Source organism: Providencia sp. PROV269 (assembly GCF_028477785.1).
Taxonomy (GTDB): domain Bacteria; phylum Pseudomonadota; class Gammaproteobacteria; order Enterobacterales; family Enterobacteriaceae; genus Providencia; species Providencia rettgeri.
Genome location: NZ_JAMPLV010000001.1, coordinates 271,131 through 292,149, shown reverse-complemented (window position 1 = coordinate 292,149; position 21,019 = coordinate 271,131). Strand labels below are relative to the sequence as shown.

General features: G+C 39.0%; 20 protein-coding genes. 12 read left to right on the top strand and 8 right to left on the bottom strand.

Annotated elements, in window-relative coordinates; translation table 11 throughout:
• Positions 1–12 precede the first annotated feature (12 nt).
• The 8 genes from mdtG (at position 13) to PR683_RS01210 (ending at position 8,491) form a co-directional block, all read left to right on the top strand.
• Positions 13–1,239, top strand: a complete 1,227-nt coding sequence (gene mdtG / locus PR683_RS01245; protein WP_004909760.1) for a multidrug efflux MFS transporter MdtG — start codon at positions 13–15, stop codon at positions 1,237–1,239.
• 383 nt (positions 1,240–1,622) lie between these two features.
• Positions 1,623–3,152 carry a peptide MFS transporter gene (locus tag PR683_RS01240; protein WP_272581627.1) on the top strand — a complete coding sequence of 510 codons (1,530 nt, stop codon included), beginning with the start codon at positions 1,623–1,625 and terminating at the stop codon, positions 3,150–3,152.
• Positions 3,153–3,309: 157 nt separating this feature from the next.
• On the top strand, positions 3,310–4,098 hold the full coding sequence (locus tag PR683_RS01235) for a PhzF family phenazine biosynthesis protein (RefSeq protein WP_004909753.1): 789 nt from the start codon (positions 3,310–3,312) through the stop codon (positions 4,096–4,098).
• Positions 4,099–4,371: 273 nt separating this feature from the next.
• Positions 4,372–5,790: an NAD(P)/FAD-dependent oxidoreductase gene (locus PR683_RS01230; protein ID WP_004909751.1), complete on the top strand. Its 1,419-nt coding sequence runs from the start codon at positions 4,372–4,374 to the stop codon at positions 5,788–5,790.
• Between the two features lie 110 nt (positions 5,791–5,900).
• Positions 5,901–6,089, top strand: coding sequence for a hypothetical protein (locus PR683_RS01225; RefSeq protein WP_115167471.1), 189 nt, complete (start codon positions 5,901–5,903; stop codon positions 6,087–6,089).
• A gap of 224 nt (positions 6,090–6,313) precedes the next feature.
• A complete protein-coding gene (locus PR683_RS01220) occupies positions 6,314–6,721 on the top strand; it encodes an acyl-CoA thioesterase (RefSeq protein WP_004909747.1) in 408 nt (135 codons plus the stop codon).
• Positions 6,722–7,284: 563 nt separating this feature from the next.
• Positions 7,285–7,854, top strand: coding sequence for a tetratricopeptide repeat protein (locus PR683_RS01215; protein ID WP_004255883.1), 570 nt, complete (start codon positions 7,285–7,287; stop codon positions 7,852–7,854).
• Between the two features lie 199 nt (positions 7,855–8,053).
• On the top strand, positions 8,054–8,491 hold the full coding sequence (locus PR683_RS01210) for a universal stress protein (RefSeq protein WP_109911083.1): 438 nt from the start codon (positions 8,054–8,056) through the stop codon (positions 8,489–8,491).
• A gap of 195 nt (positions 8,492–8,686) precedes the next feature.
• On the opposite strand, the gene PR683_RS01205 is transcribed toward PR683_RS01210, so the two are convergent.
• Together PR683_RS01205 and agp are read right to left on the bottom strand one after the other, a co-directional pair.
• A complete protein-coding gene (locus PR683_RS01205) occupies positions 8,687–9,163 on the bottom strand; it encodes a GNAT family N-acetyltransferase (protein WP_109911082.1) in 477 nt (158 codons plus the stop codon).
• A 108-nt stretch (positions 9,164–9,271) separates the two neighbouring features.
• On the bottom strand, positions 9,272–10,525 hold the full coding sequence (agp, locus tag PR683_RS01200) for a bifunctional glucose-1-phosphatase/inositol phosphatase (RefSeq protein WP_109911081.1): 1,254 nt from the start codon (positions 10,523–10,525) through the stop codon (positions 9,272–9,274).
• 220 nt (positions 10,526–10,745) lie between these two features.
• Between agp and PR683_RS01195 the strand changes: the two genes are divergently transcribed.
• Entirely contained in the window at positions 10,746–11,186 is a 441-nt protein-coding gene (locus PR683_RS01195; RefSeq protein ID WP_004909731.1) for a GNAT family N-acetyltransferase, read from the top strand.
• A 2-nt stretch (positions 11,187–11,188) separates the two neighbouring features.
• The gene (locus tag PR683_RS01190) at positions 11,189–11,755 is read left to right on the top strand and encodes a GNAT family N-acetyltransferase (RefSeq protein WP_109911080.1); all 567 of its coding nucleotides are present in this window, start codon (positions 11,189–11,191) and stop codon (positions 11,753–11,755) included.
• Positions 11,756–11,998: 243 nt separating this feature from the next.
• Here the strand turns inward: PR683_RS01190 and fdnI are convergent, their stop codons facing one another.
• The 4 genes from fdnI to PR683_RS01170 form a co-directional block, all read right to left on the bottom strand.
• The gene (fdnI, locus tag PR683_RS01185) at positions 11,999–12,655 is read right to left on the bottom strand and encodes a formate dehydrogenase-N subunit gamma (RefSeq protein WP_110732274.1); all 657 of its coding nucleotides are present in this window, start codon (positions 12,653–12,655) and stop codon (positions 11,999–12,001) included.
• Complete coding sequence (gene fdxH, locus PR683_RS01180; protein ID WP_004909723.1) at positions 12,648–13,535, bottom strand: formate dehydrogenase subunit beta; 888 nt, start codon at positions 13,533–13,535, stop codon at positions 12,648–12,650. Before fdxH ends, fdnI begins: the two co-directional genes overlap by 8 nt.
• Before the next feature lie 10 nt (positions 13,536–13,545).
• Positions 13,546–16,593 carry a formate dehydrogenase-N subunit alpha gene (fdnG, locus tag PR683_RS01175; protein ID WP_117162065.1) on the bottom strand — a complete coding sequence of 1,016 codons (3,048 nt, stop codon included), beginning with the start codon at positions 16,591–16,593 and terminating at the stop codon, positions 13,546–13,548.
• A gap of 404 nt (positions 16,594–16,997) precedes the next feature.
• On the bottom strand, positions 16,998–17,321 hold the full coding sequence (locus tag PR683_RS01170) for a YnfA family protein (RefSeq protein ID WP_004909715.1): 324 nt from the start codon (positions 17,319–17,321) through the stop codon (positions 16,998–17,000).
• A 420-nt stretch (positions 17,322–17,741) separates the two neighbouring features.
• Between PR683_RS01170 and yafC the strand changes: the two genes are divergently transcribed.
• On the top strand, positions 17,742–18,641 hold the full coding sequence (gene yafC, locus PR683_RS01165; protein WP_272581626.1) for a DNA-binding transcriptional regulator YafC: 900 nt from the start codon (positions 17,742–17,744) through the stop codon (positions 18,639–18,641).
• Between the two features lie 34 nt (positions 18,642–18,675).
• Here yafC and dkgB read toward each other — a convergent pair whose 3' ends face one another.
• Entirely contained in the window at positions 18,676–19,479 is an 804-nt protein-coding gene (gene dkgB / locus PR683_RS01160) for a 2,5-didehydrogluconate reductase DkgB (protein WP_109911079.1), read from the bottom strand.
• A gap of 378 nt (positions 19,480–19,857) precedes the next feature.
• On the opposite strand from dkgB, the gene PR683_RS01155 reads away from it, so the two are divergent.
• Positions 19,858–20,436: an NAD(P)H-dependent oxidoreductase gene (locus tag PR683_RS01155; protein WP_004909707.1), complete on the top strand. Its 579-nt coding sequence runs from the start codon at positions 19,858–19,860 to the stop codon at positions 20,434–20,436.
• A gap of 60 nt (positions 20,437–20,496) precedes the next feature.
• Here PR683_RS01155 and PR683_RS01150 read toward each other — a convergent pair whose 3' ends face one another.
• Positions 20,497–20,787, bottom strand: a complete 291-nt coding sequence (locus PR683_RS01150; protein WP_004909705.1) for a putative quinol monooxygenase — start codon at positions 20,785–20,787, stop codon at positions 20,497–20,499.
• Positions 20,788–21,019 lie beyond the last annotated feature (232 nt).

Here is a 21,019-nt window from a genome sequence, read left to right as displayed (position 1 = left end):
AACGGGAAAATTATGACGGGAAAAACAGAGTATTGGAAACGTAACCTATACGTCGTGTGGTTCGGCTGTTTTTTAACAGGTGCCGCCTTTAGCCTGATCATGCCTTTTCTCCCGTTATATATTGAAGAACTTGGTGTCAAAGACCATGCTTCGTTGAATTTATGGACTGGTGCCGTTTTTAGTATCACCTTTTTATTTTCTGCCATTGCCGCTCCATTTTGGGGGAGATTATCCGATCGCAAAGGGCGAAAATTAATGCTATTGCGATCCGCGCTGGGCATGGCGATTGTCATGGTGTTAATCGGCTTTGCGCAGAATATTTGGCAATTATTAGCCTTAAGAGCCATATTAGGTTTATTGGGTGGCTTTGTTCCTAATGCTAACGCGTTGATTGCAACTCAAATTCCCGTGAAAAAAAGCGGCTGGGCTATGGGCGTCCTTGCGACTGGTGCGGTCAGTGGCGCACTTATTGGCCCATTAATCGGCGGTTTTCTTGCTGACCAATATGGCTTACGCCCCGTCTTTTTTATTACAGCAACGGTGCTGTTTATTTGCTTTTTTGTCACGCTCTTTTATGTTAGAGAACGCTTCACGCCGGTTTCGCGCAAAGATGCATTGTCCAGCAAGCAAGTATTTGCCTCACTACGCAATAAGAATTTAGTCATTAGCTTGTTTTTCACCACGATGATCATTCAAGCTGCGATGGGGTCAATCAACCCCGTGATCACCCTCTATGTTCGGGATCTATCTGATTCTTTAGAAAACCTCGCCTTTGTCAGTGGTGTAATAGCCTCCATTCCCGGTGTTGCGGCTTTAATCAGTGCGCCCATGTTAGGTAAACTCAGTGACCGAATAGGCCCTGAAAAAGTTTTACTCGCCGTGCTGGGCGCATCTATTTTTGTATTATTCCCAATGGGGTTGGTAAGTAGTTATTGGGAGTTAGGCTTTCTCCGATTTATGCTTGGGGCACTAAATGCTGCACTATTACCTGCGGTACAAACGTTAATTATCTATAATATTTCTCACCAAGTGACTGGGCGTATTTTCAGCTATAACCAAGCATTACGCGATGTTGGAAACGTGACAGGGCCTTTAATGGGCTCCTTTGTCGCTGCCACCTATGGTTTCAGAGCCGTATTCTTTTTCACTGCGGCGTTAGTTCTCTTCAACTTAATTTATTCATGGTTAGTTATCCGGCGCCAATCCGATGGTCTACGCGCTTCCCCGTCCGACCAATAACCCCCTTGCTATTTTTTGTACAAAAACCTGATGATTTATACGCTTTATTGTCTCACTTTGCTTAAAATTAAAATTTTACAACCTCAAGTAATTGATTTTAAACAATTTAATCGATTCAAAATTCTTTCTTTTATTGTCAACTAAAATCCTGTATCTTCCCCTAGCTTATCGTGAGAAATGAGAGTTATATCGACTTTTCACCTTAAAAGCACACCTTTTACAATAAATTCATTCTGTATATAGGTGATTCTATAATAATGTATGTTAAAAATATGTTTCACATGCTTGTGTTAACATATCAATAACAATTGACATTCAAGCGCACGGCTTGGTGTTTTATATCATGCACAACCTCTCAAGAGAGTATTTATGGGAGTTCACAGATGAACAATTCTGCGACTAAAACAAAAACTTTTTTTGGGCATCCATACCCATTGAGTTCGCTTTTCCTCACAGAAATGTGGGAACGCTTCTCTTTTTACGGAGTTAGACCGTTACTTATTCTATTTATGAGTGCGGCATTATTACAAGGCGGAATGGAATTACCTATTGAACAAGCTTCCGCTATTGTCGGTATTTTCGCTGGTGGGGTTTATATCACCTCGTTGCCGGGTGGTTGGTTAGCCGATAACTGGTTAGGTCAGCGCCGCGCGGTTTGGTACGGCTCATTAATTATTGCGTTTGGCCATTTATCCATCGCAATGTCTGCCTTTTTATCAAATACCTTCTTTTTCGTTGGTTTATTACTCATCGTATTAGATACAGGGTTATTTAAAACCTGTATTACTGTGATGGTAGGAACGCTGTATAAGAAAGAAGATACACGTCGTGATGGCGGTTTCTCTCTGTTCTATATGGGTATTAACATGGGTTCATTTATTGCCCCGTTAATTATTGGTCCACTTCATGAAAAATATGGCTGGCATTTAGGTTTTGGCCTTGGTGGCTTAGGAATGCTAATTGCCCTGTTAATTTTCCGTTTTTACGCCATTCCTCAAATGCGCCGCTATGATAAAGAAGTTGGCCTTGATTCCACATGGAACCGCCCAACAGTTGAGCGCAAAAACGTGGGGAAATGGGTAACCTTTGCCATGGTATTATTGGCCATACTGGTTGTCTTGATTGATAATGGTACGATTCCATTTAATGCCTCAATCATCGCGAAAAGCTCTGCTTATGTTATCTCGACCTGTGTGGGCATCTATTTCTTATTTATGTTCTTCCTTGGCGGTTTAAACAGTAGCGAGCGTTCTCGCTTACTGGCTTGCTTAATTTTACTGATTGCAGCCGCATTCTTCTGGTCCGCTTTTGAGCAAAAACCGACTTCATTTAATATCTTTGCTCGCGACTATACTGACCGCCAAATGGGCAGTTTTGAAATCCCAACCATTTGGTTCCAATCAATTAATGCGTTGTTCATTATATTGTTAGCCCCAGTATTTAGCTGGTTCTGGCCTTCTCTGGCTAAACGTAATATGAACCCAAGCAGCATGACCAAGTTCGTGATTGGTATCTTATTTGCTGCAGGTGGCTTTGCTATCATGATGGTGGCAGCAAACCAAGTGCTTGCAACACAAAGTGGCGTTTCCCCTTTCTGGCTAGTTGGCAGTATCTTATTACTGACATTAGGAGAACTGTGCTTGAGCCCTATCGGCTTGGCAACAATGACTTTGCTCGCACCACAAAAAATGCGTGGTCAAGTGATGGGGTTATGGTTCTGTGCGAGTGCGTTGGGTAACCTTGCCGCAGGTATCATGGGTGGTAACATCCGTAAAGACCAATTGGATTCAATGCCTGAGCTATTCTCCCATGTCTCTATTGCGCTGGTCATCTGTGCGGTCGTATTGGCAGCGTTGATTATCCCTGTCAGGAAAATGCTCAAAAATGCAGACAAAAATGAAGCAAATGCTTAATAACGCGGATTAATTGTCTTTTATCCGGTAGCAACCCACACGCTACCGGATCTCCCCCCAGCTTCATTAGCCTATTAATAATTTGCCTATTATATTTCATAAAATAGGCGTTATACTGGCCTTTCATCATCCCATAATGACTCTTGGAAACCCTATAATGAGCCTTTCTGCTCCCATTTACTATGTTGATGCTTTTACAGATACCCTTTTTCACGGTAATCCCGCAGCGGTTGTATTACTCGATAATTGGTTATCAGATGAACAGCTAATTGCAATTGCCGCAGAAATTAACTTGTCAGAAACCGCATTTTTAGTCGGCCGCCATATTCGATGGTTCACCCCTAAAGTCGAAGTAAAATTATGTGGTCATGCAACACTTGCCGCAGCCTTTGTGTTAAACCATGTGCTCCAACAAAACATTCATCCTTTAACATTTAGCTCTTTATCAGGTGAGTTGGTTGTGACACAAAATGCCCAAGGATTTACACTCGATTTTCCAATTATTGAATCTGTACAAAGTCATCCAGACCAATACCCACACCTCGCTGACATCCTTGGAATCAAAATCAAAGAGCTTTGGATAGCGAAAGACCGTTACCTGTGTTTTCTTGAAGGTGCAGAACTCGTTCAAAACTGCCAGCCGGATATGCTAAAACTTTCACAGCTTTCTCTACCTGGATTAACAATTACAGCAGAAAGTGCTAATAGCGATTATGACTTTGTTTCTCGTTATTTTGCCCCTGCAAAAGGGGTTGATGAAGACCCTGTAACAGGCACTTCACATTGTGCTATTGCACCAATATGGGCAAATCGGCTAAATAAAGTGCAGTTAGTTGGCCATCAAATATCATCACGCGGAGGAGTAGTTCATTGCGAGCTAGCCTCTGGTCGAGTAAAACTAACAGGTAACGCCGTTTTGTTTCTAACAGGCCAAATCCTAATTTAAGTTTTATAAATCAATAAACTAGAATAAAAGCCATTTTTTCCTGCCTGTTTCTCCTACTTCAATTCCGCCAGCGCCATTATTTTTCTTGAAATATTGGCGCCCATTTCATATTAGAAAAAAATTTTTTTTAACATTTAACTAAAAATTTTAATTCCAACTCAATTTAGTTTACAATCATAATCATTATTAAAGATATAATTACAATTATAAATATTTCTAATTGAAGCTTTGGTCAATAGTGAAAAACTCATTCGATATAAGGAACTTTATAAGATGGCTATTACTAGAAGAAAATTTTTGATTGGTGGTGGCGTTGTTGCCGTTGCTGCAGGGGCCGGAATTTTAACTCCAATGTTAACTCGTGAAGGTCGATTTGTTCCTGGTAAACCGCGACATGGTTTTGTCGCAGGAACAGAAGGTCCTCTACCACAGCAAGCTGACGTCGTTGTTATTGGTGCTGGAATTCTAGGAATTATGACAGCAATTGAGCTGGTTGGGCGCGGTTTAGATGTTGTTATTGTTGAAAAAGGTAATATTGCAGGCGAACAATCATCCCGCTTCTATGGCCAAGTCATCACTTATAAAATGCCAGATGAAACCTTCTTACTCCACCACTTAGGCAAACAACGTTGGAGAGAGATGAACGCGAAAGTCGGTGCAGATACAAGCTATCGTACTCAAGGGCGCGTTGAAGTACCGTTCGATGAAGAAGATCTTGTTAATGTTAGAGAATGGATTGATACTCGCAGTAAAAACGTCGGTTCAGATATTCCATTCAAAACACGCATCATTGAAGGCGCAGAACTCAACCAGCGCTTAAATGGTGCACAATCTAAATGGACTATCGCAGGTTTTGAAGAAGACTCCGGTAGCTTAGATGCTGAAATTGCGACCTTCGTCATGGCAGATTACGCGAAAAAATTAGGTATCAAAATTTACACTAACTGTGCTGCTAGAGGCTTAGAAACACAAGCAGGCGTTATTTCTGATGTCGTCACCGAGAAAGGGCCTATTAAAACCTCGCGTGTTGTTGTTGCAGGTGGTGTCTGGTCAAGACTGTTTATGCAAAACTTAGGCGTTGATGTCCCAACATTACCAGCTTATCAATCTCAGCAACTGATCACCGGTTCACCAACTGCGCCAGGTGGTAACGTTGCTTTACCAGGCAATATTTTCTTCCGTGAACAAGCGGATGGTACCTACGCAACATCTCCTCGCGTGATTGTTGCTCCGGTTGTTAAAGATTCCTTCGTCTATGGCTACAAATACATTCCACTGCTGTCGATGCCAGATTTCCCTGTCCATATTTCATTAAATGAACAGTTAATTAATTCATTTACTGAACCAACAAGCTGGAAAATGGATGAAGTTTCACCATTCGAAAAACACAGAAATATGACTGCATTACCTGACTTGCCTGAGCTGAATGCATCATTTGAAAAATTAAAAACAGAATTCCCTGCATTTAAGGATTCTAAATTGATTGACCAATGGAGTGGTGCTATGGCCATCGCACCAGATGAGCACCCAATCATTTCTCAAGTCAATGAATACCCAGGTCTAGTTATCAATACTGCGACAGGCTGGGGAATGACAGAAAGTCCTGTTTCTTCCGAGCTCACCGCTGACTTGTTATTAGGCAAAGAACCCTCACTGAATGTGAAACCATTTAGTCTATACAGATTTAGTTAATACTTGTTTGTAAAATTTGCTCACAAAAAACCCTTCAATATGAAGGGTTTTTTATTACCTATTGTGGCTCTATTGCTTAGTATTCGAAACTTAAATCAAATGGAGTGATTATGAATAAATCACTATTGGCAATAGCAATTTCACTGTTAAGCGCCAAAGCTTTCGCTGAAAAAAGTTACACCGTAGGGCAATTAGAGGACATGATTGCTGATAACAACAAACCACAAATTGCAGCCCCTGTTTTAGATGGTTCTATCGCAAAAGCTGTTCGTATGAGTGCAGAGTATTTAGATAATTAATTCCATGCCTCATTAGAATTTAAAAGCTCATAATTTGAACTCTGGGCCTTTAATATTCCCTCTTCTGATTTTATCTACAGCTGACATTCTCAAAAATTTCCCTGCCGGAACGATTCACTTCACATTTATTGCTGAATTAGTTTGAAATGAGTATTACACTTAGCTTTTAACATTATTGCTTTTAACAATTACTAGCATACTAAGTAACAATTGTAAGGTAGACCATGAGTTCCATCGCTGACGATGTCATCACACAAAAAATTGAGCAATCCATTTCTCGCGTATCTAAAGTGGTATTTCCAACAACAACTAACCACCACAGCACCCTATTTGGCGGTACTGCTCTCGCTTGGATGGATGAAGTTTCTTTTATTACCGCAACACGTTTTAGCCGTAAGCGCCTTGTTACGGTCTCCACTGAAAAAATTAATTTTACTCATCCAATCCCTTCAGGAACCATTGTTGAGTTGGTGGGTAAAGTCATTCGAGTTGGAAGAACCAGTTTGACGGTCAATGTATCGATTTTTTTAGAAGATATGTATTCAGAAGGTCGTGAAGAAGTGATACATGGCCAGTTTAATTTTGTTGCAATTGATGACAATGGTAAACCTACCCCACTATTTGAGTCATAAGCTTTTTTAAGCCATCAACATAAAGGTTTTTTTTATATTGCTAAAGGTGCGAATTCTGTAAACTTTAATTCACACCTTTCTAATAACACATCAGCCGCCCTTATTTAATTCACTTTTCTCACTTCTGATGTGTTTTATATCGAAAATTTATTCGTATTAAATGTTTTTATAAAATAATCACCCTAACGCCTTAAACCACACTTAAAATATCAATTAATATTCCATTCCCTTATCTTTTCATCTGCCTGGCATGACTTCTTAATCATTTCTCTTATTAATATCTTGTTACAACAAACACATAACGTGGCTAAAAGATAGGAAATCCCATACCCTAATATATTGTATATTTTTATTATATATTGATATTTTTAAATTAAAATCGTAGAGTATAGATGATGCCAATAACTCTAAAAATGCGTAAAGTCCTCAGGCTTATAGCTTATTTTATATTACGTATTTTGATGTAAACTTTTCTTTATGTAATATACTTTGTTGGTAATAAATCTCATTGAGACATTTTATTAAAAATAGAAATAAACAACGCTAAAATAAGATATCAAATTATGCTTAGAATTCTTTCATTTATTATTTTATGTGCCTTTTCAATTAACCTAAGTGTCGCTGCGGTTCCCAAAGAAACTATCAAACGTATCGAGCAAGAAGCGCAAAAAGGCGATATAAAAGCGCAAGTCATGTTAGGAATTGGCTATTACCTTGGTAACGAGCTTAAACAGGACTATGGTAAAGCAAAAAAATGGTTAACGATGGCATCGAATAAGGGCAATTCTGATGCTCAGTTGTTTTTAGGGGACATGTATTTAAATGGTAATGGGGTTGAGGCCAACCTTGAAACAGCCATGGATCTATTCGAAAAATCAGCCAATAAAGGCAATGTTGAAGCCCAAAATTATATGGGCCAGTTTTACTATCAAGGTATTGGTGTAAAACAAAATTATATTACGGCTTTTGAGTGGTTCAAAAAATCTGCTGATAAAAAATTTCCACCCGCACAATACCAAGTCGGTAAAATGCTAGAAAGTGGAGAGGGAATTGAAATCAATGAAAAATCTGCAGCTGAATATCTAGCTCAAGCCTGCAAAGCTGGCTTAAAAGAAGCTTGCGTAAAAAAATAAATCTACCCCAATATTTCCTGCATTTTACCTGATGTTATTCATTATAATGGCATCAGGCTCCCCTCTTTTTTTGATGAAAAATCTTATTACGGCTACTTGCTCACACCCTTCCACCAATAAATTCATTACTATTAATAATCAATTTCACAATGTATGATATTGTTCTAAACTTATAATATAAAAGAGAAAGGGAGATATTATGTACAATACAATCTTAGTTCCGATCGATGTAACCGAAGATGCTCTCACTAACTTATTAGTTCCTCATGTTAATTCGCTACAAAAATTGAATGATGCAACAGTGTACTTTCTTGCCGTAACCGCACCAATTTCAAACTATTTACGCTATGGTGGCACCATCTTACCAGGAGACTTTCCTGACGACGAAAAACAAGCTGAAATTATCCTTACAGAATTAAAAGAAAAAATTAAACTATTTGATATCCCTGCAGATAAAATAAAGGCGAAAGCAACCGTTGGTTCTGTTAAAGACGAAATTTTGGCAACCGCAGAAGATATCAACGCCGATATTATTCTATTAGGTTCACGCCGCCCGAGTATGTCAACCTATTTGCTGGGTTCTAATGCCGCCTCAGTAGTTCGTTATGCAAAAACTAGTGTATTAGTGGTTAGATAATAAAGACTAAAGTGCTATTTGGAGCTTAAGCAAACACATTTTACAAACAAAAGGTTTAGCCTTAATGATTGTTACAAAAAACAGCAAAGACATACACTTTATAGGGCTATTTATGTGTTCATTTAGGGTAAATTAAAGGCTCATAAACATTTTCGTGATTTTCACGCCCTGCTTTTTTAGCGGGGTTTTTTTATGCTATAAAACTGATGAATGGCTTAATCTAAAGCGTTTAAAAGGAATACCATCAAAATCAACAATGCGTTCTTCAGTAAAACCATAACGTAAAATCGCGGATACTTTCTTGCGTGTTAACGGTAAATGTATTGTAACTGACTCAACCTTCAGTGATGTAAAAGCTTTATTAATAATATTCTTAACAATAGATTTTCCCTTTCCCCAAAACTTAGGATGTAACACTAAAGCTAAATCTGCATCACCCGCTTCATTTTGTAACCCTCCCCAGCCGGCAAATTGGTCATCAATCATAATGGCCCATACTCCATAGCCATGTTGCTCCCAATGCAGCTCTTTTCCTGAAACCCACTGCTGGCAGGCCTGTTCATCGAAATGGCTGCTGCCTAGAGGCATATGTTCAAGTACAGCTGGATGAGTATTTAATGCGATAAGATCTGCGGTAGCAATTTGATTTAGCTGAAAAAACTGAATAGGCATAGTGACTATTTTGTCCACATAAGATATTAATAAACCCAATATATAATTTGGCTATCTTCCCAAAAAATGATGCCCCGCTCAAGTTTGTAGGGCATCAATATACCGTGATTACTGTTCTAAGGCTGTCGCCATGACTTTTTGAAAATCTTCCCAAGAACAATAGCCGCTTTTATCAATTGGACACCCTTTTAGCTCTAATGTGACATGTTTAGGCGGTGTTTGTAATGATAAATACGTATTATCTCTAAGCTGGTCTGCAGTTTGGTAAACATATTCGACTTTCATAAAATCTTTATTCGCTTGCTTATCTGTCCAGCGTTGGAACACTAATTTACCTCCAATCGGGGTATGTTCATACTGCTCTGGTAATTGATACGGTTTAAAATCCATTGCTGACATGAGTGACGCAATATTCGAGTCATGACCGACTAAGAATATAAATTTTGCTGTTTCTCCTTTATCGACCGAAACAAAGCCTTTATCGATATAATTGAGTATTGGATGTGCGACATTTTTTGCAATGATTTTTGGCGTAAATAACGTTTCTTGGTAAGCATTTTTTAGCGTATTCAGTTTTTTCCATTTTTCAGGGGTATTCACAAGCCCCCAAGCCACTTCATTAGCAGGAAAACCTTCATAATATTGAAGGTCTATCGCATCCACCGCTGAATTCGCAATTTTTAATGGACCACTGACGCCTGGTTCTTTTTCAGCTTCAATAATAAAGCTGTTTTTTTGGTTATTTAAATTACATAATTTGTCTGTTTTACATTTCTGAGAATCTTTAATATTCAGAACACTATCTAATTCGTCATAACCCGCAGTCAGTGATAACCCTTTAAAATATTGTTCCATCTCAGCGAGTGCCTGCTGTTTAAATTCAGGGGAAGCATTGGTAATAATTGGGTTAAAAACAGGGTCCATTTTACCAATTTCAGGCTGATGATGAATACTTACCTTGCATCCTGGAAATGCGCCTGCAGCAAAGAATTGGGCAGTTGCTATCGTTCTTTGGAGACTATTTGTATAAAGGTATACATCCTCATTACTTGTTGGACACAGTTCATCTGCAAGTAATTTGTTTTGGTCTATCCACTCCCTAAAATAATGCCCCATGTAGACTTCAAGTGCGCCGCCTTTAGTAGTGAGATAACCACTTTGTGCATCCCATGCAGGCCATTTTTTATCAGTCACTTCAGTAAGAATACCGGTATTTACGATAGGTGTACGTAAATTATGGCGGCTAAGGACTAAAACTTGATCTAAAACCATATCTGTTTTGCTATCTGTACTCGCTAATACAGGCGCAATAGGTGTTAATAATGCCGTAGATAAACAGAGAGTTAGCAATTTATATTTCATTAATATACCCCTACAATTAAAGCAACAAAGAAAAATACGTTCATCGCTATATAAAGAACTTAGCGAAAAATCACACCGCAACTTATCTAATAATGACGAAGTTGACTTTTTTTTCTGCGATAAATATCTCAAAAACAATCTTAAGGTAAATTAAAAACAAACGATTGACAGAAGAAAACCAGCAGTTAAGATTTTCCAATCAATACACGGAGATAATATAATGATAGTCCAAAGCGCAACACGTGCACACGATGATGATATTATTCGTGTTTGGGAGTCTTCAGTGAGAGCAACTCACCATTTTTTAACTGAAGAAAAAATTGCTGAACTAAAAATTGCTATCAAAGATATTTATTTGCCGTATTTAGCTGTTTTTGTGACATTCAATAGCGCAGGCAATATGACCGGTTTTCTAGGGTGCGATAAACACCGCCTTGAAATGTTGTTTATTTCCCAAGAAAGTAGAGGCCAAGGTACAGGGAAAAAACTGCTTCAATATGCCATTGATACCTTAGGCATTACTGAGTTGGATGTTAACGAACAAAATCCTCAAGCTATCGGGTTCTATCAACATATGGGTTTTACACAATATGCACGTTCTGAATTAGACGGCGAAGGTAATCCATTCCCTATTCTTCATATGCGTCTTAATAAAAAGTAGCCATGAAAATCATTGAGTTAGAAACAATACGTTTACGGCTACGTGGGTGGCAAGAAGAAGATAAACAGTCATTTTACCAAATGAATAGCCATCCCGATGTCATGCATTATTTTCCTTCTGTGCTTAATGAGCAGCAAAATGCACAATTTATGCAAGCCATCATAGATAAATTTGCTCAACAAGGAGGATGGGGATTATGGGCTGTTGAATTAAAATCCAATAGACAATTCATTGGGTTTATTGGTTTAAATATTCCCGCCTCTAATTTACCTTTTTCCCCTTGTATCGAATTAAGTTGGCGTCTGTTACCGGAATATTGGCACCACGGCTATGCCACTGAAGGAGCGAGTCGTGTCATCGAATATGCTTTTGATAAACTAAATCTGCCCGAACTGGTTGCATTTACGGCAGTGGTTAATTCACCATCAGAATCCGTAATGAAAAGACTAGGAATGATAAAACAACTAAATAACTTTTATCACCCAGCACTCCCTGATGGCCATTGGTTGCAAGAGCATGTGTTGTATCGCATCAAGGCCAGTGACTTTTTAAACAAATCTCATCAATAAGAAACCATATAAGCCCAAATACCCACAAAAAAGCCATCACAATGTGATGGCTCAGATTTGCAGCCAAACATATTATGTTTAGCTGCAAATCTAATAGGTTTTGAAAATAAATTAGGAAAATCAATTTATTGATTTTCGGCTGATAACACAAAGTGGGAAAAACCACGCTTTTATCCCGCTTTGTCAACAACCTAAGCCATCACAATGTGATGGCTTAATGTTATTTAGCACCTACTGCGTAAATTATTTTTTACTTTCAGCTTCGGCTTTGGCTTCTTTCGCTTCTACGTCACGGTACCAACGAGGGTGATGTTTTCGCGCCCAACGGCGGCTAACTTTCCCTTCGATCATTCCGTTGATTGAACCTTTAACCCAGAATGCCATGTACATATGAATTAAAATGGCATGGATCAATACAATCGCAGCAACGGCATGAATCAACAACCCCCACCGCACAACCCACATTGGGAATAAATGTGCAAAATAAGGGCGCCAAATGATAATACCAGTTATCAAGAGCACAAAAATCAGGCTCATGATGCTCCAGAACATCATTTTTTGACCGGCGTTATATTTACCTACATCAGCCACTTCATGTTCATTACCCTTCAATACTTCGACAATATTTTTAATCCAAGGTAAGTCTTTCTTATCTGGAATATTGTGTTTCACAAAGCGAACAAACATAAACATCAGCACAACGAAAATCAACACACCAAAGAAGGGATGTAAAATCCGTCCCATTTGCGGTGTACCAAAGGTTTCCGTCAACCATTTCAATGTTGGGAAAAATAACGCGATCCCCGACAAAGCAACCAAGAAGAAGCTGATGACAACCGTCCAGTGACACGCGCGGTCAATAAACTTTGTCCGCACAATCATTTTGCTTTTCTTACTCATGGTCATCTTTCTCCTCTTCATCACTCACTTCTTTGTTTGGACCAATTCCCACATAGTGGAAAATCAACCCTGCAAAGGTCGCGATAAATCCAACGACAGAAAGTGGTTTCAAGATGCCCTGCCACAGATTGATTGGTGTATCAATTTGCGGGTCTTTAGGCAGGCCATGATACAGTTCAGGTTTGTCAGCATGGTGAAGCACATAAACAACATGCGTACCACCCACACCTTCAGGATCATAAATTCCCGCTTGCGCATACCCCCGATTTTGCAATTTAGTTACGCGCTCTGCACCGTATTCCAACATCTCTTTTTTCGTGCCGAAACGGATAGCCCCCGTTGGACAAGTTTTCACACATGCTGGCTCTTGACCAACACTCACCCTATCAACGCACAAGGTACACTTGTACACTCGATTGTCTTTCGGGTTTAATCGAGGAATGTTGAATGGGCAACCCGCGATACAATAACCACAACCAATACAGTGCTCTGATTGGAAATCCACAATACCATTTGCGTACTGAATGATTGCTCCAGCTGATGGGCAAGATTTCAAACATCCAGGGTCGGTACAGTGCATACAGCCATCTTTACGGATCAACCATTCTAGCTTACCCATTTCAGTGGTTTCGCTAAAACGCATCACCGTCCACGATTTTGCGCTTAAATCCGTTGGGTTATCATAAACCCCAACGCAATGACCAACTTCGTCACGGATATCATTCCACTCAGAACATGCCACTTGACAAGCTTTACAGCCGATACAAGATGACACATCAATGAGCTTACAGACTTCAAGCTTATCATCACGCGCTTGTGGCGGAGGCGTAATGCTATTGGTCGCGGAACGTTTAATAATGTCTTGAGATTGCATGGACATGTTCCCTCCCTTACGCCTTCTCAATGTTAACTAAGAATGCCTTATACTCAGGTGTCTGAGAGTTAGCATCGCCGACAGACGGCGTTAACGTATTGGTGATAAACCCTTTTTGAGTCGCGCCTTCAAAGCCCCAGTGAATAGGTAGTCCAACTGTTTCAATTGGTTTGCCATCCACCATCAGCGTTTGTAATCTAGGAGTGACAACTGCAACAGCCTTGATAAACCCACGTTTACTGCTGACTTTGACCTTATCGCCTAACGCAATTCCTTTGGCTTTTGCTAATGTTTCGCTGATCTCAACAAATTGCTCAGGCTGAGCAATTGCGTTCAAGCGAGCATGCTTAGTCCACGTATGGAAATGCTCTGTTAAACGGTATGTGGTTCCGACATAAGGGAAATCTTTGTGGTCGCCAAGACGTTTCTTGTCTTCATCAAAAATCCGCGCCGCTGGGTTAGAAACCACATTCGGGTGCAACGGGTTAGTGCCAAGTGGTGTTTCAAATGGCTCATAGTGCTCAGGGAATGGCCCTTCAGCCATCTTATCGATAGCAAATAAACGACCTAAACCTTCTGGTTGCATGATGAATGGCCCAGTTCCGACTTCAGGAGCAGAAGCATTGAAGTCAGGAATATCATTACCGACCCATTTTTTACCATTCCACTCGATAAGCACGCGGTCTTTATTCCACGGTTTACCTTGGGTGTCACAAGAAGCACGGTTATAAATCACACGGCGGTTCAGAGGCCATGCCCATGCCCAACCAAGTGTATTACCGATACCGGATGGGTCGCTATTATCACGATTTGCCATCTGGTTGCCTTTCTCAGTCCAGCTACCAGTGTAAATCCAGCAAGAAGATGCCGTTGAACCATCTGCACGCAATAAAGCAAATGAGCTGAGTAGTTCGCCTTTTTTCGCTTGTAAATTGCCATCGGCATCATAAAGATCAACCAGTGCAACACCGTTGTTTTCTTTCGCCACTTCTTCTGATTCCGGATGGAATTGTTGTTTATAATTCCATTTCATTTGCATCAGAGGATCTTGGCCTTGGCCGCCTTCTTTCTCATACAGTTCACGGATTTTATACAGAATACCGGTCAATATTTGGCCATCATTACGCGCTTCACCTGGAGCATCTGCCGCTTGCCAGTGCCATTGTAACCAACGGCCTGAGTTGGCTATCGAACCATCTTCTTCCGCAAAACAAGTGGATGGTAAACGGAACACTTCGGTTTGAATCGAAGCTGTATCAACGTCATTCATCTCACCATGATTTTGCCAGAAATTAGCCGTTTCAGTGACTAACGGGTCGACAACAATCAGGTATTTCAACTTACTAAGGCAGCTAACCACTTTATTTTTATCAGGGAATGACGCTACTGGGTTAAACCCTTGACAGATATAGCCAGTCACTTGGTCTTTGCTCATCATGTCAAAATACTTCATCACATCATAAGCTTGGTCCCATTTAGGTAACCAGTCATAACCCCATTGGTTCTCAGCTTGAGCGGAATCCCCATAGAAAGACTTCATCAAACTCACAAAGAACTTAGGATAGTTGCTCCAGAAATTTACCTGATTTGGCAATGTCGCTTTTGGCGTATTTGCAGTAAGGTAGCTATCAATGTTCTGATGTTTTTCAGAAGGTAGTGTCAAGTAACCCGGTAAACTGGTTGATAGTAACCCTAAATCTGTTAAGCCTTGAATATTCGAGTGCCCACGTAACGCGTTCACACCACCACCAGCAACCCCCATGTTACCTAGCAGTAACTGGATCATGGCCATGGTACGAATATTTTGTGCACCAACAGTATGTTGTGTCCAACCTAACGCATACAGGAAAGTCCCGGCTTTGTCTGCCGCACTTGTTGTCGCTAAGATTTCACAAACCTTCAAGAAGTCTGCTTTTGGTGTTCCACAAATTTGCTCAACAATATCAGGCGTATAGCGTGATACGTGTTTGTGAAGTAAATTCCACACGCAACGTGGGTCTTGTAAAGTGTCATCGCGTAATGCGTGACCATTTTCATCAAACTTATAGTTCCAACTGGTTTTGTCATAACTACGCTTATCAGCGTCATAGCCACTAAATAAGCCATCGTTAAAGTCAAAATCATCTCTAACAATCAATGATGCATTGGTATAGTTCTGAACATATTCAGCATTGATTTTTTGATTTTCAATCAGGTACAGTAAAACGCCCGATAAAAAGGTAATATCGGTACCTGAACGAATTGGGACATAATGGTCAGCAACTGATGCGGTACGCGTAAAACGCGGGTCTATGACAATCAGTGTGGCATCATTATTATTTTTCGCTTCAATTGCCCAACGGAACCCAACAGGATGTGCTTCCGCAGCATTACCGCCCATAACGACGACAACATCGGCATTTTTGATATCAACCCAGTGGTTGGTCATCGCACCGCGACCAAATGTTGGAGCAAGACTTGCTACCGTTGGTCCGTGTCAGACACGCGCTTGGTTGTCAACCGCTAGCATTCCTAGCGATCTGGCGAATTTTTGTGTCAACATTCCCGTTTCGTTACTGGCAGCTGATGCGCAAAGCATTCCTGTTGATAACCAACGGTTTACTGTTGTTCCTTCAGCATTTTTTTCGATGAAATTCGCATCGCGGTCATCTTTCATTAAGCGTGCAATGCGTGTGAAGGCATCATCCCAACTAATGCGCTCCCATTTATCAGAGCCTGGTGCTCTATATTCAGGATAACGTAAACGATTTTCGCTTTGGATATAATCGAGCAGACCAGCCCCTTTAGGGCATAAAGCACCACGGTTTACCGGGTGGTCTGAGTCACCTTCGACATGGAATATCGCGGATTTAGCATTCATGGCGCCATCGCCCATGCTATATATTAGTAATCCACAACCGACAGAACAGTAGGTACAAGTATTACGCGTCTCTTTAGAGCGAAGTAATTTATATTCACGTACATTAGCTATTGCCATTCCAGGCATAAAACCTAACGCAGCTACAGTTGTACCTGCCATCCCGCCAGCGCAGATTTTAAAAAACTTTCTGCGACTAACGTTCATTGCTACCTCTTTATATTTTTTGTATAAATCGGTGAGAGAATAGCAGCCTAATATGATTAGATATTGCCTAAAATCAATGAAAGTGAAAATAAAAGTTTAATTAATATTAACTGAGTAGTTAAACATCAATTAAAATTACTACCAATAGAGTATTTATTGTTAAATTGATTTAGATCAAATGTTACATTTAAACTATTTTAGTTAAATTCCATTTCAATTAACATTTCGTAAAAGAGAATACGTCTATTTTTTAGAAAAAATAAATTTTAAATTTAATTTAAATATAGATTTAGTATTTATCTGATGAAATAAACATAAAGGAATCATTTTGTGATCGCCTTAAATGCACGTCATCTTAAAATAAACAAATATTTTTTTTCAAGGTGACGTGATAACACTATCGTCTATTTCCAACCACTAATTATGATCCCTGCTCCAAGGAGCACAACTAGAGCACCTACCCAGTCAGTCACGGTAAGAGACACACCATCAACCACTTTCAGCCAAACTAATGCGGTGGCAATATATATCCCGCCATAAGTAGCATAAATTCGGCCACTTGCTTCCGGATGCAATGTCAATAACCAGACAAATAGCATTAAACTTAACGCCGCAGGGATCAATAACCAAGCCCCACCTTGCTTTTTCATCCAAAGATAAGGAAAGTAACAGCCTGCAATTTCAGCCAACGCAGTGATAAAGAATAAAGCAATAATTTTTATCGACATAAAAACCCATTCAAAATAGTCCCCATAAATTTCACCTTGATATTAGCAAATTTCATCAACACTGTTATGTGGTTTTCACTAATATCAGTGAAATACGTCTTGCAATCGGTAAGACAAAAAATACATTCTGCAGCGCAATCATCCAAGGAAGCATCCACTAACTCAATCAAGGAGAAAACACGTCCCTAGTAAAGGCTAAGGCTTTTATCGTGCTAATTAGCGAAACATGCAATTCACAAGGAAAATTACACTGAAGCACTAAAAATTCTTTTAAGAAAAGCGATAGGTTATGATTCAATATGATTAGCTTTTAAGCTAATAAAACTCCATTCTCTTAAACTTTTAGTTTAAATTTTAAGACCTATTGCTGTTACTATAATAGTCACCTTTTCTATCATCTTATTGGCTAATAAAATTATTATGAGAGCAACATCTGAAGAAGCCCGTGTATTTATAGAAGTGGTAGAACAAAAAAGCTTTAGTAAAGCGGCTGATAAACTTAATTTAGCAAATTCAGCAGTGAGCCGAATCGTCAAAAAATTGGAAGAAAAACTGGGGGTCAATTTACTTAACCGTACCACCAGGCAAATTGACCTAACTGCAGAGGGCGAAATTTATTTTCAACGCATGAAAATTATCTTGCAAGAAATGCAAGCGGCAGAAGATGAATTATATGACACACAAAGCTCTCCAAAAGGCCTATTACGAATTGATGCAGCAACACCGATTGTATTGCATATATTAATTCCTTTTGTTGCTATTTTTCGCAAACAATATCCAGACATTCACTTGTCGTTAGTTTCATCGGAAACCTTTGTTAATTTAATTGAACGGAAAGTTGATGTTGCTATTCGGGCAGGGCATCTCACCGACTCCAGCTTACGTGCTCGCCCATTATTTAAGAGTTATCGCAAGATTATTGCGTCGCCAAATTATCTGAAACAACATGATGAGCCTAAATCTCCTCAAGATCTTTTGCATCATACATGCCTGACCTTTACTGAACCTGCATCATTAAATATGTGGCCAGTTAAAGGCATTGATGGGCAACTAATGGAAGTTACTGCAGGGATATCATCAAATAGCGGGGAGACACTAAGACAGCTTTGTTTAGCTGGAAATGGGATTGCATGTTTGTCTGACTTTATGGTGAATAAATATATTCAAAATGGCCAATTTGTCGAAGTATTAAAGGATGAATTGCAGCCTGTTCCTTTACCATTCCATGCCGTATATTACAGTGACCGCGTTGTCAGCCAGCGTATTCGGGTTTTTATTGATAGCTTAACTCAATATCTTGCAGAAATTCAGAGGCCATAACAAATCCTAGCCTCTGAGCATATAGAATAATCAATTAGTCCCAGTTTGGCGCTAAACCTTCTGGGCTAACTAAGCGGTCATTACAATCTAATGCTGCAATCGCCGCTTTATCGTCACTATCTAACTGTAATTGAGTTGCTTGCAAGTTACTTAATAAATTTTCACGTTTTGTTGATGATGGAATAACAGAATACCCTTCACCAATCGCCCACGCTAAAATAACCTGAGCGGATGTTGCATTGTGTTTCTGTGCAATACTCGCAATAACCTCATCCTTTAATGCTTTGCCATACGCTAATGTCATATAAGAGGTAATATGGATATTATGTTGTTTTGCCCACTCTACAACTTTTTTGTTTTGCAGATAAGGTGAAAGCTCTATTTGGTTTGTCGCAATATTTTCAACACCGACTGCCGCGATTGCTTTTTCCATTAATGGAATAGTGAAATTAGAAATACCAATTTCACGTGTTAACCCTTGTTTTTTGGCTTCCAATAATGCTTGCATGAACTCTTCAACAGAAACCGCATCATTTGGAGATGGCCAATGCACTAGTGTTAAGTCCACATAATCCATTTGCAAATCACTTAAACTTTGTTTAAGACTTGGGATAAGTTTATCTTTACTTAAATTCTCAATCCAAATTTTTGTTGTGATATAAAGCTCGCTGCGCTCAACGCCACTTTCTGCAATAGCCTGCCCAACCGCAGCTTCATTCTCATAAATTTGTGCTGTATCAACAGCGCGGTACCCAACATCTAATGCATTTTTTACTGAAGCAATCACGACATCATCTTTTAAACGGAATGTACCCACACCAATTACAGGAATCGTCATTATGTTACCTTTCTTAAATTTTTTACATTAAGCTTCACGGGTAATTATCTGGATAGTCCATGTTCATTCGCTACGAACTAACCCATAATTACTGCGACAATTTGAATACGACAAAGAATACGATGGGATAATGCAGAGAAAAATAGCCGTAAGCTCAATAGACTTTTGCTAAAAAATCAATAATCTCTATTATTAATAGTTTTAACTATAAAAATAGTCTTTATAGTGATATTTGACTAAACTTCGCCTAATCAAATCATAAATATAGACAATAAATCCATTAAAGTAACAAACTCTGTTTTATTACTCTACTTTTTATCTTTATTTTAGTTTGTTAGCCTAAATATAACTTAGCAATTAACGAATAAGGCAATACAAATGAAAATTCTTCTTCTCAATGGCGGACAAACATTTGCTCACTCGGCAGGCCAGCTTAATCGTACATTACATGATGTAGCCAAAACCACGCTAAATGAGTTAGGGCACACTATGCAAGAAACCCATATCGAGTCGGGCTACGATATCGATAATGAAGTTAAAAAATTTCTTTGGGCCGATACGATTATTTACCAAATGCCTGGTTGGTGGATGATGATGCCTTGGATGGTAAAAAAATATATGGACGAGGTTTATACCCTCGGTCATGGTCATTTATATACAAGCGATGGTCGTACTCGCCAAGATCCAAGCAAACAATATGGTACTGGAGGCCTACTTCATGGAAGAAAATATATGCTTTCGGTGACTTGGAATGCCCCTCTTGATGCATTTGATGAGTTTGATAATTTTTTTGATGGTCGAGGTGTCGATGGTGTCTATTTTGCCTTTCATAAATCACAACAATTTCTCGGATTGAAAAAATTCCCAACCTTTATGGTAAACGACGTGATCAAAGAACCCAATATTAAAAAATATATTAACGATTACAAAACACATCTCACCGAAATTTTCGGGTAATCAAATTAAAAAGGAATACATTTGTATTCCTTTTTGTTATTTAGCCATTATTAATTAATATTATGCAATTTTGCTTATTAATTTCACATCTAATGAATCAATTTTATCTTCTATCTTCTCAATGAAATCTTTCAAATGTTGTGTTCCATTATGTTTATCTAATGATTTTTGGTCCTTCCAAATCTCAAAGAAAATAAAAATGTTTGGATTAGCATTGTCTTGATGTAATTCATACTGAAGACAACCTTCATCCTTATTGCTTGGCTCAACAATTGATTTAGTTGCTGCTTTCACAAAATCAACTTCATTATCTTTTGCAATTACTGTTGCAACAATTCTTATTTCTGACATAAGCTCACCCTGTTATAAATAGATAATTTTAACTCATCTATTTATATCATAACTCGAAGTTAGAATTTAACTTTTATTATTCTATAAATTAGAAAACACTTTTCTAACTTTAATCATGTTGTTATATTGCAAAAATAGTGTAACTTCAAAATATAATACAATCAATTTTATCGTTTCATTACATCTTATTTTTCCTGACGAGAAAAGGCTGAATTTTAGCACGTCATGAGAT